This is a genomic window from Amphibacillus jilinensis Y1 (assembly GCF_000306965.1).
GTDB classification, from domain to species: Bacteria; Bacillota; Bacilli; order Bacillales; family Amphibacillaceae; genus Amphibacillus_C; species Amphibacillus_C jilinensis.
Genome location: NZ_JH976434.1, coordinates 1,138,068 through 1,153,909, shown reverse-complemented (window position 1 = coordinate 1,153,909; position 15,842 = coordinate 1,138,068). Strand labels below are relative to the sequence as shown.

Genomic DNA, 15,842 nt, shown 5'->3' with positions numbered 1-15,842 from the left:
AATCGTTCCCAACTAGGTGTGTCACTCAGGGCTATACTGAAAATATATTTAGTTTGTGGGGCGATTAAACCCTTTTATAATTAGCCATACAGCCATCACCATTTCCTGTAGGGCAAGTGGCATTAGTAATATCGTCGGGATTGTTCTAAAAAAGTCAAAGATACCTGTTAGTAAATAAAGCATACTTGCAAGAAGTCCCCAGATTGATAGCCATCTTGGTAAAAGTTTCGATTGATACAGTAAATAATAAAGCATCAAAGCACCAAGACTGAAAACGATCATTGTTATTGAATGGATTTGCTCGCCTGCTCCAGATAGAAAGGGCGTGTTATCAAAAGTAGCTGTATCGATATGTTGATTACTTAACAGAACAAGCCATAACCAAATCGCCGTTATGATATACGTGAAAGTCTCAAGTGCCCCGCGAAAAACGACATATCCCAGTGCTAATACTTGATGATATGTTTTGGCTACAGGATAGATGATGACTGAAACCATTGCCAATGAAAAGGCCATAATTAAGATAAACAGTATCCCTATTTGAACCTCAGTCTGATTAGCAGACATATTCGCAAACGCATTTCCTGGAACCCAACCGAGAAATACAACACTAAGTATGCCAGCCACGGTTCCAATAATATAAAGCACGCCGACAGACCGAGCAATCATTTGATTCGTATCCATGTTTCGATTCCTTCTTTCCGATACTTTTATTTTTCCTTCTCTATGATTTTATAGTCGAACACTTCACCAATCTCCACCCCAAATGCATCAGCAATACGAAAAGCAAGTTCTAGTGAAGGTGAATACTTCCCTGCCTCGATTGCGACGATCGTTTGTCTGGAAGCCCCTATTTTTTCGGCAAGCTGTTTCTGTGTCATTTCATTTGCAAAAAAACGAAAACGTCTAATGTTGTTTGTAATCTGCAATTTCTTAGCCATGTTTGATTCCTCTCCTATAAAAATAAAGCTGCGTAAATGCTTCCAATAATGAACCCAGATGAAAGGAGATAAAGATAATTTGAATCATTATGGCAGCTGAATAGTCAAGTGCGACTGCACCTAACGCAATAATAAAGCCGATTCCAGCAAAAAAGAAGCCAATACGCATTGATTTCATTTCAATTAACCGATCCATTTCATCTGTAACCATTTCTGATTCAATTGTTTTTTCGATTTCTTTATCATCACTTTTTCCGGTCCTCGCTGTTTCCTGTACGGCAATCGCAATCGAAAGTAAAATGTTAAATACGATTTGAATCACAATCGTCGCGACAATACTGATCGCAATAAAAAGAAGCATTGTCCTTGCCCAAAAAGCCAAATCATTGATCGCCACCACACCAGACTGATATTTCCCATACGCGTAAAAGCAATAGTACGTTAAAATCAATAAACCAGTTAAAATTGAAACGATCGTTTTTTTCTCTTGATAGGACATCACTCATTCACCCCCTTTTCTTAAGTCATCTATTAGGATTGTGGAACAAGCATTTTAATTCGCGTTATAAATAACGGGTGTTTTCCTTTTCCATTTCTCCCAAAGTGATTCATTTGTTACAAGTTCAGCGATAAAATGACTGACATTGATTCTGCTCGTTTTACCTGCATTAAATATGGGACTTCGTACAGGAGATTCATAAACTTTATAGCTACTTTCATGATCGGTATTGACTAAGGTATCTGGTCGAACGGCCGTCCATTCAACCTGTGCATCTTCATTCCTCATTTCGGTAACCAAGTAATTGGCTGCTCTAACGTTATCACGATGTGGAGGAAGCAAGAGGTTAAGCAATGAAAAGATCAGCTTTTCACCAATCGAATGTTTCTCTTGTGCCAAAGCATTTGTATAAGCTGTTGTACTCATCAGGATGAGTTTTAGCTTGTTGTCAGTTTTTTGATCGCGGTTCTCTATAACTTTTTTCACCGCATCAAATACCAAATAACGAGGGTTACCAAACACCCCATTAAGCGTCATATTGTGACCAAGGCAAGAAATAATCGTCTCACATCCAGATAAGAGTTGTTGCATTTCCAAATCATTTAACTCGCTCACATTCCCTTTCACAATCTCTACATAAGTATTTTTCTGTATGTCGTCTGGAAGCACAGCCTTTGTTCTAATCAGAATCCGCGTCTTGATTTGTCTTTTCATCAACTGCCTGACAACGCGTTTACCGGTAGCACCACTTGCCCCAAGAACCAGTACTTTCATTGTTTCCTTCTCCCCTTTCACATTGGGTTTTCTTTCAAACGGAGTAACCCCCTTAAAAGGTTGCCAAAACCAAACTTGATATGAACAGTTGACCGAGAATAACAGCCATTCTTCTCGTTAAAATGAGGATCGTTCACGCATATATAACGTAATAAATATTATACATATTGTATTCTTTATATTACTTAATGTCAAATTTTTTTACTTTATGGTCAAATGACATTTAATTACCTGAATTAATGTGAGCAAATTCTTTTAGAAAAATGATGCTAGAAAATATGTAAGTGGGGGAATTCTTGTTGAAAATCCTACTGTTTGAAGATTCGTTTTATGTACTCTTCAATTATCTTTAAAAAATTGCAGAATACAAGACAGGAATTGACCATGTGTTTGCCTTGAACTAAAAAAACTTATTTACATCCACCATGTAAAGTCGCACCACAAATAGTTAGGCGCTACTTGTAGTGCGAAGTTAGTCCAATTAATCAGCTTCTGTTTACGGGCTAAGCGATTTATTTGATAAAGTCAATGAGAAACTAGTGCTGGATGGGTGGAGTGGTTATGTTATTTTCATTATTTAAAGAAACGTGTAATGCGTGATTATGATCGATAGAAGCAAAAAAAACATGGTCTATTTCATTCACACCTTGATTGGCTAATTGCTGTTTTAACCACGTCTCATTTAAGCTGAACTCCTTTAGGACATTTGAGTATATAGTCCCTTCTAAGATAACAGGAAAGGAAATCGACGATGTTGTTTTTACCATCTTCATATCTTCCAGCGTTACAGTGTTTTTTTGTGGTTTTTTTAACACGCTTAAAGCCCCATTGGCCTCAATTAATGCTGTTTCGACCTCATTAATATCAAAGACATTTTTTTCTCTAAGCATTTGAAGGATATTATCAATAGAATAACGTATTTTCTTAAGGTTATCCTTGATGAGTTTGCCGTTTTGAATAACGACAGTTGGTTCGAATGTAATTAAGCGACCTATTTTTCGATTGGAGATTTTCCATTTCGCCACAACCTTTTGAATAATGCCAATTGCGATAATTGCTATCGCAGTTGGAAAATGATTGATATCAGGGTCTGCGATATCAGCCCCCACAACTGCTCCCAGTATGACGATGATCAAAAGGTCAAAGATAGGCAATTCACCGATTGCTCGCTTTCCCATAAATATCGTTGTGATCAATAGCAACGGTAAAATAGTTGCTATTCTACCCAAGGTTAATAGTATTTCTTTTATAAATTCAAACATTTTTACACCTCTTTTCTAGAATTCTTTTTCCCGAAAAAATATAAAACTATAATGTCATTTTTTCCAATATTTAATATAATAAAACGCATTTTATGAAATAAATACTCCATTCACATTAATTTGAGTCTTATTGCAATTATTTCTGTCTTTAACGTCTGTGCTGGCATTTACTTTGAGAACGCTTAAGATTTTAGGTTTTATTATTTTTAATTCGTTAAGACAACATTATCAGTTCGATGTTTAATATTTTTGTTGTTAATAAATTGGACAAGCAATAGCATTTAGTATCTGTTTAATTAAAATGCCACCATTTAGGATGATTTCAATAAGGTAAATTTTTTATAAATAATGTATAATTCAATTTATTGGTAAGGGTGGTGTAATAACGATGGTGAAAAAAGAGAAGAAGCGCTTCAATTTTTTTCAATGCTTGTATTAGCAATCGGCTATATTAGCTTCATGTTCACTCAGCATCATCTCTTTTTGGCTTGGGATAGCTATAAGTAGCTTGCTATTCGTCTTCGGTCATATTTGTTCACACTAATCGTGATTTAGGCAAAGGGAGGAAGAACAATGGAAAATAAAAATACAAGCGTGAAATGGCTACAAGAAAGAACAAACATTGATCTTGATAAAAGAATTGAAGATTATAAAAATCCGATTAGGGGTATTTACGGCATCTTCGTAAAGGATGAAAATAGTGTGGATAAAAGGATAAGGTGTGTATATGTAGGGCGCTCAGTTAGCATCTATGAAAGGATGTTTGACTCTAATGGTGGGCATGTAGCTAAGATAAAAGAAAAGAGACATTTTATTGAAGAATTGAATAAAGCAAGTGGACAGGAAAACATAAAAGTGTTTGTAAGAATATTAGAAGAAGTTCCTTTGGTATTTGATGATTATTATAAAGACATGCAACGTTTAGCGTCAGCGGAAAATGATCATATCAATAAATATCAAAGCATAAATCAATGCTTAAACCAAGTCCCGGAAGGTAATAAAATGACTAAAAAAGACTGGGAAGACAAAAAATTCAACTGAATGAATTAAGTTTGTCTAATAAATAAAAAGGCTTGAGTTGCCCCTTCTATTTATTTGAACGTTATTAATCATTAAAACATAGATTCTTAATTACTATCAAACACATTAGCAATATTCTAGGAGGGTTAACGTGAAATATTTCTTAAGATTAAATATAATTGGGATTTTGCTGGCCGCTCCCTTGTTTATCTGGGCGACAACTATGTTAAATGTCTACAGAATTAACAGGGTTTTAAATGTTAATTTTTCTACGATTAACTTAGTAGCAGTAGCTATTTTTATAGCTGCTGTTATTTCGGTTCCATGGGTATTAAAAATGAAAAACATTTCAAATAATAGCAAAAAACTTGATTATATTTTGGTTGTACTGTGGTTCCCTTATTTTAAAGTTATGGAAAATATCTTTTATTATCTGTTTCCCTTTACAGATAGAGGGGATTTACCTGCCCAAGTCCTCGGCTTAGTCCTTTTGCTAGCGTTTTTATTGTATCCGATATATATATTGATAACCCTTTATTTACGACGCGTTTGACTCAACCTACAATAAGGTCATAATGCCGTATTAAGCGGCGCTTGCCATGGTTGCAATTTATAATCGAGCATGAAGAAGGGATAAGTGATGTCTTGTTCTGTGTGTCGTCCATTTATTTTCCATTCTTCTTCTATACTAAATAAAAGCTCTTTTTTTAAAAAGAAAGAGCTTTTATTCATGGCCAAAGAGAAATCTACTTTGAATGTTTATGGCATGGTTAATAATTAAAAAACAGGATACCGCATAACAAACGCATCTGAAGTGGAGGTATACCCTACCTTCAAGGTTTAAAGTTAAAAGCGATTAGCGGAAAAGAACGCAAATGTCCGCTGATTGAGGACTCGTTTTAATGCTTATAGTGTAAAATACATAGATATCTTTGTAACGAAATTAAATTTCAGGAGTTATATAAGTGGAAGGGGTGAAGAGAGATGGACTTTGAGGAAATCTATCAAAAATACTTTAAAGAAGTTTATTTGTTTGTCAAATCATTATGTCACGATGAGAGAGTAGCCGAAGAAATAACACAAGAATCATTTTTTAAGACCTTAAAGGCAATCGAAAAATTCGATGGTTCTAAAGATATTCGAGCATGGCTTTTTACCATCGCAAGGAATACATATTTTTCTCACTACAAAAGAAGTAAACGACAAATAGATTTAGGTAGAGTAGAAGAATCATGTATGGATGTGGAAATTGTCAATCATTTGATGAATGAGGAAGATGCCTTCATCGTCCATCAGTTTCTTCACTCGATGACTGATCCATATAAGGAGGTTTTTTCACTGCGTACTTTTGGGGAATTATCCTTTGAGAAAATAGGCTGTCTTTTTGGCAGGAGTGCAGGATGGGCAAGGGTGACTTATTACAGAGCGAGGAAACAAATTATTGAGTATATGGAGGAGAAGAATGATGAAAGAGATTAAATGTACAATTATACAAGATCTTTTACCTCTTTATATTGATGAGGTTGTTAGTCAAGATACAAGAGAAATGGTAGAGAAGCATTTACAGCATTGTGAAAAATGCCAAAAGGCATATGAAACAATGAAGGGGAAACTGTATATTCCAGCAGAAAATAAAGCCCCCATTATTAAAAAGATTAATAAGAAATGGCGTAAGAAAAAAGTGTTTATTTCAATGGCTTCTATTGTTACTACGGCGATCATTTTATTGGGGGCATTTGCCTATGTTTTTTATTATGAAACAGTTATTCCTTATTCGGAAGCTTTATTTAAGATTGAAAAACAAAATGATAATCAATTGACTTTACATTATTCAGGTGAAAGCTATGCAGCTGTTAACGAAACGCATCCTATGACATTTGAAATTGATGGAGAGAAAAAGAATGTGAGTTTTATTTTTTATACAAAAACGATGGCCGAGTCGCCTTCAAGAAATCTTTTCAATTATGAAAAAGGTTTTAATGATCAGGAATATACCTTTAATCTGGTGGAAAGTGACACGGTTGATGCGGTGTATTATGTCGATTTTGATGTAGAAAAAATCACTGCAGGAAAAGATTCCTGGGATTCGATTTTAAAACGTGCAGAATTAATTTGGGAGAAGTAACAACACAAATTAACATTTAAATCACTCACAACTGGAGTAAACTAATATTAATGAAAATAGAAAATAAACTTAAGCAAATCCAGTAAATTACAAAGGCGAATAATTAAGCATTATAAATATAGTTAGTTAAACCCTTAAAAACTAGTTCCTAAGGTCTGAGAAAAAAAACTCACATTAGAATAAGTGGCTAAAAAACAAAGCATTTTTCCTATTTACGGTAAAAAACACTTCAATTAGTATTGATTTATGAACGGTTATTACAGTTAAATCAGCTTGGTTAGCTCCGCTGATCAATAACGACGCGTAACAGACTAAATGAAGAAGGTAGGAAAAATGATCACCACTGATCAAATAATAGATCATTTTTATCTTTTCTAAGTGAGGCTATGTCCGATGAAACAATTAAATGCAGAGCGATTACGTGATACAATGGAAGCACGAGTCAAGCATTACCAAGAGTATCGAGACCAATTTGAACAACTTCGCCAATCTTTCGAAGAAATCATCGGCTTAGATCGCTTTGAAGGGCGAGGGGCTGAAGCGATTAAAGGTTTCTATCAAGGGCAAATGGATGTGATTGATGCTTGGTATCGTTTTATCGATCATCAAATTGCTTTTTTCGAGGGGGTATCAGGTACCTTATCTGACTTTGAATTAAGCGGTCAAACAAAGGTAGATAGCCAGTTTTTAAGTGAAGACCTTGTCCAGCGTGAAGTCCAGGCAGATGAAATGGTCAGTGATCAACAACAAACATTAGAACAGATCTTTAGTGACATCGAAGATATCATGACCCTACGTCCGTTTTCAAGAGATCAATTTGATCAGCAGATGAGCGACTTGCATCAGAAGCGGGTAGAAACGATTGAGGCGATTGATGATATCGATGCTTTATTAAGTGAAGAATATCACGCCTCTTTACCGGAACAAAGTTTCTTAATGGAATTATTTGACGAGCTCTTGAGAGCAACCATGCAAGGTGGCGATGCGTCAACGATACATTTTGACGCTAATGCTTATCACAGTAGCGATGTTTACAAAAATATTGAGGATGCCGAAGCTTATACGGCTGAGTATCTCGCTCATAAACAAGAACAAGCCCATGCAAGAGAACTACAGAACCGTGAGTGGTACGAAGTCCTCTGGGATGGAACCAAAACCTTTGTTGGTGAAGCGACCGGCTATTATGACTCCATTCGCGCCACTACAGGGGTCGATCCAGTTACTGGCGTCGAATACACCGCCGGGCAGCGGATCGCTTATGCGGGTCTAGCCGCTGCTGGCTTTATTCCGTTTGTCGGTTGGGCAGGCAAAGCGATCAAAGGTGGCAAAGACATCTACGCGACGACCAAAGGCGTCAAAGCGGTTAATACAAGCTTAGATATCTACAAAACAGCCAATGCATTTTCGACAATTCAAAAGGCAGAGATGGGACTTTACGGTTTAGCTGCCGCCAATGGTTTCTCAGAATATATCACTGGCAAAGATGTTTTTGGTAATGAATTAACAGCCGAACAGCGCAGTGCGAGTCTTGCTCAAGGTGTTTTAGGTTCAACATTATTTGCTGCTCCGTTTGCACCTGATATGTTGAAAGGGATAAACAATGCGTTTAAACCCAAAAAACTAACTGGATTACCTAGTCAAGCAAAAAAAATTGATTTTAAAGCATACACTGAAGTATACGAAACGAGTGTTAAAAATGCGGATGCAAATAAAGTGATGTTAGGTAAATATGATGGTGGTGGACAAACAAGTTATATAACACGTGCTGGAAAAGACCATACTTATTTTGATTTAGGTGCACAATGGGGAGAAGTTAAGAAGTCCCAAGGCTTAACAGATAATGAAATGTTTAAGTTGTATAATGAAGCATTTTTAGATGATGCGATCAATGCCCGTAAAACCATTCATTTTTCTCATAATCCTGTAGATGATTTCGGTTTTTTAGGGCAAGAATTAGAATATTTGCAGAGAAATGGTTATTTTTTTGATGAAGTAAATATGCTTGCAAAACCAATATTACAATAAGAGGGTATGATTCTATGGATAAACCGATAAGTATTAATGATTTATATGTTATTTTACAAAATTATTTTGGATATAAGTTCACTAGTCCGAAGATTAATGTTGAAAAAGAAGAATTGTCCTTTGTATTGTATGATACTTTTGTAATTAAATGTATTATCGAAGAACGAACCCATACAATTGGTATGGGGATAATAGTAAACTCAGAGCACAAAGTTTTAAACGTATTTGGGGAGAGACTAATTATTGATAATGATAGAGAGCAACTCAATATTTATTTGGGTAAATTAGATAATTACTGTAAATTAAAGCTACCAGATAAGTTTTTGGAAGCATTTGAGGAAGCTTATAAAGAATAAAATAATTAGAATGCGGTAGCCAATCCTAAAGTGATAGCTACCGTGTTTTTAATAGTACAACGTCTTACAGAAGAAGTGCACCAAGCATCGCTAGCCAAAGCAAATACCCTGGCAAATAAACGAGAGAAGCAGTACCATGAACCTAATCAGCGACTCAAACAACATGTTGAGGGTGTTCGGTCAACACCAAGATGTCTACAAAATGGCTCGGCAATCGCCTGGTCCAGCCCGCCATGGCAGGAAATGTTCTGAAGATGCCGATGCACGTGAGGGATCATGGATATATTAACAAAAGGTTGGATGCTGTGTACTCGAATCGTGTATGTAGTGGGAGTGTTGGTAGAGGGGGAAGTTAACGAACCTCCTCCCTTTGCTGTTTACTTCTTGTGTTTTAATCCCCCAGCTTCGCGTGCGGTTATGTCACCTTGTCCTGCATTGACATCTTTTTCAATCTCTTGCTTTACTTTTGCAGCGTGTGTTTTGGAAGCTGTGTTTTTTGTATTTTTCTTAGGTTGTTGCATCAAAACCCTCCATTTCTAATTTTTTATACCATCATATTATTAGCAAAAGCGCTTTAAATATAAGCTGTCACACTAGCATCACATGCCCCAATTTAATTTCGGAAAATTTTACAAAAAAGGATTGAAAAGTTTTGTGTAATAGTTTAATATCATTAATGAAAGCGCTTTCTGAATGTTGGCAATTTCTTTACGACACCCCTGCAGTTACAAGTCTATTCTTATTCTTTCTTACCCATTAACTAACACGCGTTAGCTAATGGGATGAAACTTCAGACTACACATATATGAAAGATGACCAAACGACATCGTTAGTTTCCGTATTATGACAGTGCTTCATTCTTAATTTTAAGCCAAATACCTGTTAAGGGGGGGATGCTAAATTACATTTAATCTGTCTAAAGATGATTTAAAAGATTATCGCTGATTTGAGTTCGTCTTAACTTTTTCGAAGCCAACACTTTAGAAGTGCGATCAAGGAAATTAAATTGAGTTTGGTTTGACGAATTAATTAGAATTAACAACAGTGAAAAAGGAAAAAATAAATAGGAGTGTGATCCGTTATGATTAAAGGTAAAAAAACCATTATTGTATTTATCTTTACGCTATTCATGTTCTCATTACCTACAGTAACCTACGCAAACAATCCCGTGACAAGAGATAGCTTATTTGCCCCTTTTAATAATCATGATTCACATAATTGGCAAATGTCCGATGGCTGGAAAAATGATGACGCTTTCTTCGGCTCGCATTGGAGTGCTAATCGAGTGAATTTTAGTGGTGGTGTACTAGAATTATCACTGCGTAGAAATGACGCGTATGCACGTCCGTATAATTATGAAAGTGGCGAATATACAACGCATAATTTTTACGGGTATGGACTGTATGAAGTGTCAATGAGGCCGTCTAATGTATCTGGTGTAATTTCCTCATTTTTCACTTATACTGGCCCTTCCTATAATGGCGCTCCTTGGGATGAGATTGATATAGAGTTTTTAGGGAACGATACGACAAAGGTCCAGTTTAATTACTACACAAACGGTGTTGGTGGAAATGAGATTCTTTATGATTTAGGTTTTGATGCTTCTCGAAGTTTTAACACCTATGCGTTTGATTGGCAGCCAAACTATATTAGATGGTACGTTAATGGTCGATTAGTTGCGACAGCTACAGAAAATATACCGAGTAGTCCAAGTAAAATAATGATGAACATTTGGAATACTTATGGTATTGATGAATGGGCGGGGCGTTACTCAGGTCAAAATGCAAATGCCTACTATGAGTGGGTTCGATATACACCAACTACAAGTGGGGGGCAACAACCCGGAGTAGCGCAGGATTTTCAATTGCGGGCATGTGATTTTAATGATTCGAGAGGTGTGACCTCTTGGAATTGTGGAGTCGGGTCTTTCAGTCCGGGAAATTGGATCAAGTTTAATAATGTTAATTTTTCTACTGGTTATAATGCGTTTGCGGTTAGTTACGCATCATCTGTTCAAGGAAGCTTTGATATAAGAATTGGTAGTCCGAGCGGCAGGCGAATTGGTACCGTTAACTACGGACCGACGGGAGGTTGGTCAAGTTATGAATGGAATGGCACCCCGAATTTAGATAGTAGTGTGCGTGGTGTTCATGATGTTTATATTGTTTCTACTAGTGGTGGAGCAAACTTAAGTGAGTTTTGGTTTAAGAATGAATAGTCCTTCAAAGGACAATTGCGATTAAGTTGTAATGGTGTAATACGTCATAACCAGTAATGTTTAGTCAATATGGTCAATATGTCAAATCGCTTTATTCATCAAGCTGTAAAGTGGCTAGAGGCGTTTCTGAAAGCTTTGAAAATCGAGATTACCCTAGAGGTTAGTGAGGCAACGCTATATAGATGAATGAGACCTTTTCCATTGGAATAATGAGGTTTCGAGAAATTACTTTCGGCTATTAGAAAAATTTAAAAAGGTTCGAAGTATATCTGGTCGATTGAATAATAAGCAGGCACCTGAAAAAAGGTGTTTGCTTTTTTTATAAAGGATTCTAAGTATGTTAGTATCCAAGATAACTAAAGGTTGAGTGGTTTGCAAAGGATAGAGATACTTAGAGTGGTATAAAAAAAGTTTTATCATAGATGCCCCTAGAGGTAAAATGCCCGCTTCAAAATAGGGTGTTGAGCAATTCTATTTAGGGAGAGATAACGGATGTTAATGTCCTGATTCGCTGAACGACCAATCCGTGGGCGACGGACGAATGTGCCATGGGCTTAATGCGCGTAAATCTATTGCTTTTTTGTCATTTTATAAGTGAAGAAGTTTTTTCGATTTGGGTCTAGTAATGCGAATGATTTGGAATGCTATAAGATCTGCTTGTCTTAAGTCAGACAAGCAATAGAAAAGCATCCATTACAATCTTGAAATAATTTCCGTTATATTGTAAATTAAGATTACTAGGTAATTTTTGAATCCAATAGAAGAAGGCTATATAACATAAAGAATAGTGAAACAGTTTGAAATAAAACTACAAGCACGGAAGGAGGTAGTGGTTAATCGAGTTACTTTGTGTCATAGTTTGATAGCGCTTTCTTTTTTCTGGGCATGAGAACAACTAATTAATCAATGGTTATTATCAGAGAAACATCGAAATACATTGCTGGATATTCAAAGCTGTTTAATGATGATCAATAAAAAAATTAAAAATTAAAATTCGGGTGGTGCATTTTTAATGAAAAAACAAGGTTTTAATCCCTATCTCCCCTCGTGGGAGTATATTCCTGATGGTGAACCTTATGTCTTTAATGATCGTATTTATGTTTATGGCTCACATGATCGTTTTAACGGCCATGCATATTGTCTTAATGATTACGTATGCTGGTCTGCGCCGATCGATAATTTAGCAAATTGGACATATGAAGGTGTGATCTATAAAAAAACTGATGATCCACTGAATACAGCAGCTAACATGTGTCTTTATGCGCCGGATGTCACTGTTGGGCCAGACGGTCGATATTACTTATACTATGTGTTAGACAAGGTTCCAATCGTCTCCGTGGCGGTGTCAGATACACCTGCTGGGCAATACGAATTTTACGGGTATGTTCATTATTCTGATGGTACACGTTTAGGGGAACGAGAAGGTGATGAACCTCAATTTGACCCAGGTGTATTAACTGAAGGCGATAAAACCTATCTTTATACGGGATTTTGTGGGCCAGGCGATCGATCAAGGAGTGGGGCGATGGCGACAGTGCTTGATGCAGATATGTTGACGATACTAGAGGATCCGGTATTTATCATGCCAAGTCAGCCTTATAGTGCAGGTAGTGGCTTTGAAGGGCACGAATTTTTTGAAGCACCTTCAATTAGGAAAAAAGATGATACTTACTACTTTATTTATTCCTCCATTGTCATGCATGAATTGTGCTATGCGACGAGTAAGCACCCGACAAAGGGTTTTGTTTATGGCGGGGTGATTGTAAGCAATAACGATCTTCATATTGATATCTATAAGCCTGCTGAAAAGCCGATGTACTATGGTGGTAATAATCATGGGAGTATTGTTGATATAAAAGGAAGTTGGTACATTTTTTATCACCGCCATACGAACGGATCTAATTTTAGTCGACAGGGATGTGTCGAGCCGATTGAGATACTAAGCGATGGGACGATTCCTCAAGTAGAGATGACGTCCTGTGGTTCTAATGGTGGTCCACTTGTGGGTAGAGGAGAGTATCCAGCCTATATTGCGTGTCATCTGTTCTGTAATGATGAGGCGATGTACACAGGTGATTTGTGGATGGATTCTCACTTTCCTAAAATTACGCAAGATGGCAAGGATGGAGACGAAGAGATAGGGTACATTGCCAACATGACCGAATCGGCCACAGCAGGATTTAAATATTTTGATTGCCAAGGTATTAAAGCGATCACAATTAAGGTGAGGGGCTATTGTAGTGGAGCATTTGAAGTAAAAACATCCTGGGATGGAGAAACACTTACGACCATTCCGGTTGCGTTTACCAATGTATGGACAGAATATCGATCAGAAGTGGTTATTCCAGATGGTGTTCAGTCCATTTATTTAACTTATACAGGTAATGGCCGAGCAAGTTTAGCTTCTTTTACTCTTGAATGAGATTTGATATAGATTTGATCACATTTATCATAGATCACCTTTCGTAAAACGCCCGCTAAAGTCCCGATTGAAGGTTCGTTTAGTAAATTGGAAATATTTAACAGTCTCATTAGTTAGACAGTTAGTAGAGATCATGCGTATTGATTTAGCGAGCCTTTTTATAAAAAAATATGGTGAGTAGGGTGGGAGTGAGAAACATGAACTTCCACTCTTTTAAAGTTGAGCAATCTACTCCTTATTTCGCAAACTTCCCGCTTCACGAGCTGTTATGTCCCCTTGTCCTACTTTCACGTCTTTTTAAATGTTTGTTTCACTTTTCTGAGATGTTAAAATTTATAATTGCTATTAAATTGTGTCATTGTTAAGTATATAGTTACCTTTTTTGTGACAAATCTATATATAAATCATTATAGAAAGCATCTTAATCCAGCTTTTTTTTAATAATTTATATCAATTTATTAATGATCATATTATACTTGGTATAGAAGAATTACGGAACTATTGTCATAAATCAAAAGACTCATTTATTCTTATGTTGCGAAAGTATTCTAACTAAGGGGTAGGGTATATGGATACAAATAAAACACAAAGAAAATTAGTTGATCATGAATATTTTAGCTTGTGGGCAGAGGAGCATTTAGTCTTGATAGCGGTAAGTAAACAGGGGTTTAATTTGCTCGATTTTAATTCAATCTTAGCAGAACTTCCTATGATCAAGATTTCTAACTTTATGCAACTGAAACAAGCGATAGAAAATGCCACAAATGAGCCAGTCGTTATTGGAGAAGCTAAGCCTATTATTGAAGTGATCCTTTCTAAAGACTTGCTTGAAGCATCAATAAAGTTGAACTTGTTAGAGGAAGAAATTGAAGTATGTGATCACAAACATATGGTATCTGAAATATTAAAAGCACTGGAAACAGCAGGAGTGACGGATGGTATATTACCAGAAGTTCTTAAAAACGAACTTCCTTTTAACGAAAAGGTCGTTATTGCGCGGGGTGCTGAGCCGGTTGATGGAAAAGGTGCACAGGTCAGATATATTGAGCTCTCAGAAAAAAGACCACAAATTAACGAAGATCATTCGGCTAATTTTTATGAAATGAACCTTATTGATGAAGTAGCTAAAGGCGATTGGCTAGGTGAAAAAATTATAGCAACAGAGGGTACCCCTGGGTGGACAGTTACTGGTGAGATACTTCCAGCTAAAAAAGGAAACGAATCTCTTTTTAAGTTCGATCCTAAATCTGTTAAGGAAGTAAAAGAGAATGGCGCCATTACGCTATATGCGAAGAAAAATGGAGCGGTTGTCATTGAAAATGGAAAAATTAAAGTTGATGATATGTTAGTGATTACGGGGGATGTTGGCGTAGACACTGGAAATATTGAATTTGATGGGAGCATCAAGATAACCGGGACGGTTACTGATAGTTTTTCAGTTACTGCGACTAAGGATATTTCGATATTAAACCCGTTGGGTATTGGTGGAATAGATAAGATTATATCTCGACAAGGGGATGTATATATACAAGGTGGCGTATTTGGTAAGGGAACAGCCTACATCGAAGCTGCGCAAAACGTGTATATAAAACATGCCAATGAATGTACAATTGTCGCGGGGAATGAAATAAATATTGGATATTACTCTATCGGAAGTGATTTGATGGCCAAAAAAGTTGTCTTAGATCAGCACAAAGGAAAGATAATTGGGGGAAGTGTCAAAGCAAAGGTTCAGGTTATATCAGCTTTTATTGGCAATCAATATGAACGTGAAACCGAGATTAAAATTGAAGGCTTTAATCGATTAGAATTAAAACAACAATTAGAAGCGTTGTTGAAAGACTATAAAAAACGATTGATTGAATTAGAGAAAGTAAATAGAGAATTAGAAGTGTATGAAACCTATTTCAGTCTACAGGAAGAGTCTGATGGTAAAGTTAATGCTTTAAAAGAGTATGAAAACAATCTCGATGTGCAAGAGAAGCTTAGTCAAGAAGTGTTTATGTTGGAAAAACAAAGGCAAGTAATTGTTTCTTTCTTGGAGACGAAGGGAGAGGGAGAGATACAAGCCATTTATAAAGCGTATCCTGAAACGACGATGCAAATTAAAAATATTCAGAAGAAACTTAAGAAATCGATGACAGGGATGTATTATGTTAAAAAAGGCAAACTGTTTTTTGAATAATTCGAAGATTGGGTC

16 protein-coding genes and 1 pseudogene are annotated in these 15,842 nt (G+C 36.4%); 10 read left to right on the top strand and 7 right to left on the bottom strand.

Annotated features, from left to right (window positions below; genetic code table 11):
- Positions 1-48 precede the first annotated feature (48 nt).
- The 5 genes from B494_RS0105905 to B494_RS0105885 form a co-directional block, all read right to left on the bottom strand.
- Positions 49-684: a DUF4386 domain-containing protein gene (locus tag B494_RS0105905; RefSeq protein ID WP_017471454.1), complete on the bottom strand. Its 636-nt coding sequence runs from the start codon at positions 682-684 to the stop codon at positions 49-51.
- A 26-nt stretch (positions 685-710) separates the two neighbouring features.
- On the bottom strand, positions 711-941 hold the full coding sequence (locus B494_RS0105900) for a helix-turn-helix transcriptional regulator (protein ID WP_017471453.1): 231 nt from the start codon (positions 939-941) through the stop codon (positions 711-713).
- On the bottom strand, positions 934-1,440 hold the full coding sequence (locus B494_RS0105895; protein WP_144032197.1) for a hypothetical protein: 507 nt from the start codon (positions 1,438-1,440) through the stop codon (positions 934-936). Before B494_RS0105895 ends, B494_RS0105900 begins: the two co-directional genes overlap by 8 nt.
- 54 nt (positions 1,441-1,494) lie before the next feature.
- Positions 1,495-2,214: an NAD(P)-dependent oxidoreductase gene (locus tag B494_RS0105890; RefSeq protein WP_026065165.1), complete on the bottom strand. Its 720-nt coding sequence runs from the start codon at positions 2,212-2,214 to the stop codon at positions 1,495-1,497.
- Between the two features lie 536 nt (positions 2,215-2,750).
- Entirely contained in the window at positions 2,751-3,476 is a 726-nt protein-coding gene (locus B494_RS0105885; protein WP_017471450.1) for a DUF421 domain-containing protein, read from the bottom strand.
- 573 nt (positions 3,477-4,049) lie between these two features.
- Here B494_RS0105885 and B494_RS0105880 point away from each other — a divergent pair.
- Together B494_RS0105880 and B494_RS0105875 are read left to right on the top strand one after the other, a co-directional pair.
- Positions 4,050-4,517: a hypothetical protein gene (locus B494_RS0105880; protein ID WP_017471449.1), complete on the top strand. Its 468-nt coding sequence runs from the start codon at positions 4,050-4,052 to the stop codon at positions 4,515-4,517.
- 130 nt (positions 4,518-4,647) lie between these two features.
- Entirely contained in the window at positions 4,648-5,049 is a 402-nt protein-coding gene (locus B494_RS0105875) for a hypothetical protein (protein ID WP_017471448.1), read from the top strand.
- A gap of 17 nt (positions 5,050-5,066) precedes the next feature.
- Here the strand turns inward: B494_RS0105875 and B494_RS20970 are convergent, their stop codons facing one another.
- Positions 5,067-5,234, bottom strand: coding sequence for a hypothetical protein (locus B494_RS20970; RefSeq protein ID WP_017471447.1), 168 nt, complete (start codon positions 5,232-5,234; stop codon positions 5,067-5,069).
- A 246-nt stretch (positions 5,235-5,480) separates the two neighbouring features.
- On the opposite strand from B494_RS20970, the gene B494_RS0105865 reads away from it, so the two are divergent.
- The 4 genes from B494_RS0105865 to B494_RS0105850 all read left to right on the top strand — a co-directional run bounded on the left by B494_RS0105865 (position 5,481) and on the right by B494_RS0105850 (position 9,002).
- Positions 5,481-5,975 (top strand): RNA polymerase sigma factor, encoded by a 495-nt coding sequence (locus B494_RS0105865; RefSeq protein ID WP_017471446.1) that lies wholly within the window; start codon positions 5,481-5,483, stop codon positions 5,973-5,975.
- On the top strand, positions 5,962-6,621 hold the full coding sequence (locus B494_RS0105860) for a zf-HC2 domain-containing protein (protein WP_017471445.1): 660 nt from the start codon (positions 5,962-5,964) through the stop codon (positions 6,619-6,621). The genes B494_RS0105865 and B494_RS0105860 overlap by 14 nt, the downstream gene beginning before the upstream one ends.
- 393 nt (positions 6,622-7,014) lie before the next feature.
- Positions 7,015-8,646, top strand: coding sequence for a ribonuclease YeeF family protein (locus B494_RS19025; RefSeq protein WP_017471444.1), 1,632 nt, complete (start codon positions 7,015-7,017; stop codon positions 8,644-8,646).
- 14 nt (positions 8,647-8,660) lie between these two features.
- Positions 8,661-9,002, top strand: coding sequence for a hypothetical protein (locus tag B494_RS0105850; RefSeq protein ID WP_017471443.1), 342 nt, complete (start codon positions 8,661-8,663; stop codon positions 9,000-9,002).
- Positions 9,003-9,379: 377 nt separating this feature from the next.
- Here the strand turns inward: B494_RS0105850 and B494_RS21145 are convergent, their stop codons facing one another.
- A complete protein-coding gene (locus tag B494_RS21145; protein WP_017471441.1) occupies positions 9,380-9,523 on the bottom strand; it encodes a hypothetical protein in 144 nt (47 codons plus the stop codon).
- 560 nt (positions 9,524-10,083) lie between these two features.
- Here B494_RS21145 and bglS point away from each other — a divergent pair.
- The 4 genes and pseudogenes from bglS to B494_RS0105825 all read left to right on the top strand — a co-directional run.
- Positions 10,084-10,824: pseudogene (gene bglS / locus B494_RS20125) on the top strand (beta-glucanase); the annotation flags it as partial.
- 42 nt (positions 10,825-10,866) lie between these two features.
- Positions 10,867-11,220, top strand: coding sequence for a carbohydrate-binding protein (locus B494_RS21705; RefSeq protein WP_420884340.1), 354 nt, complete (start codon positions 10,867-10,869; stop codon positions 11,218-11,220).
- A gap of 1,012 nt (positions 11,221-12,232) precedes the next feature.
- A complete protein-coding gene (locus tag B494_RS0105830; RefSeq protein ID WP_017471439.1) occupies positions 12,233-13,642 on the top strand; it encodes a family 43 glycosylhydrolase in 1,410 nt (469 codons plus the stop codon).
- 568 nt (positions 13,643-14,210) lie between these two features.
- On the top strand, positions 14,211-15,827 hold the full coding sequence (locus B494_RS0105825) for a FapA family protein (protein WP_017471438.1): 1,617 nt from the start codon (positions 14,211-14,213) through the stop codon (positions 15,825-15,827).
- Positions 15,828-15,842 lie beyond the last annotated feature (15 nt).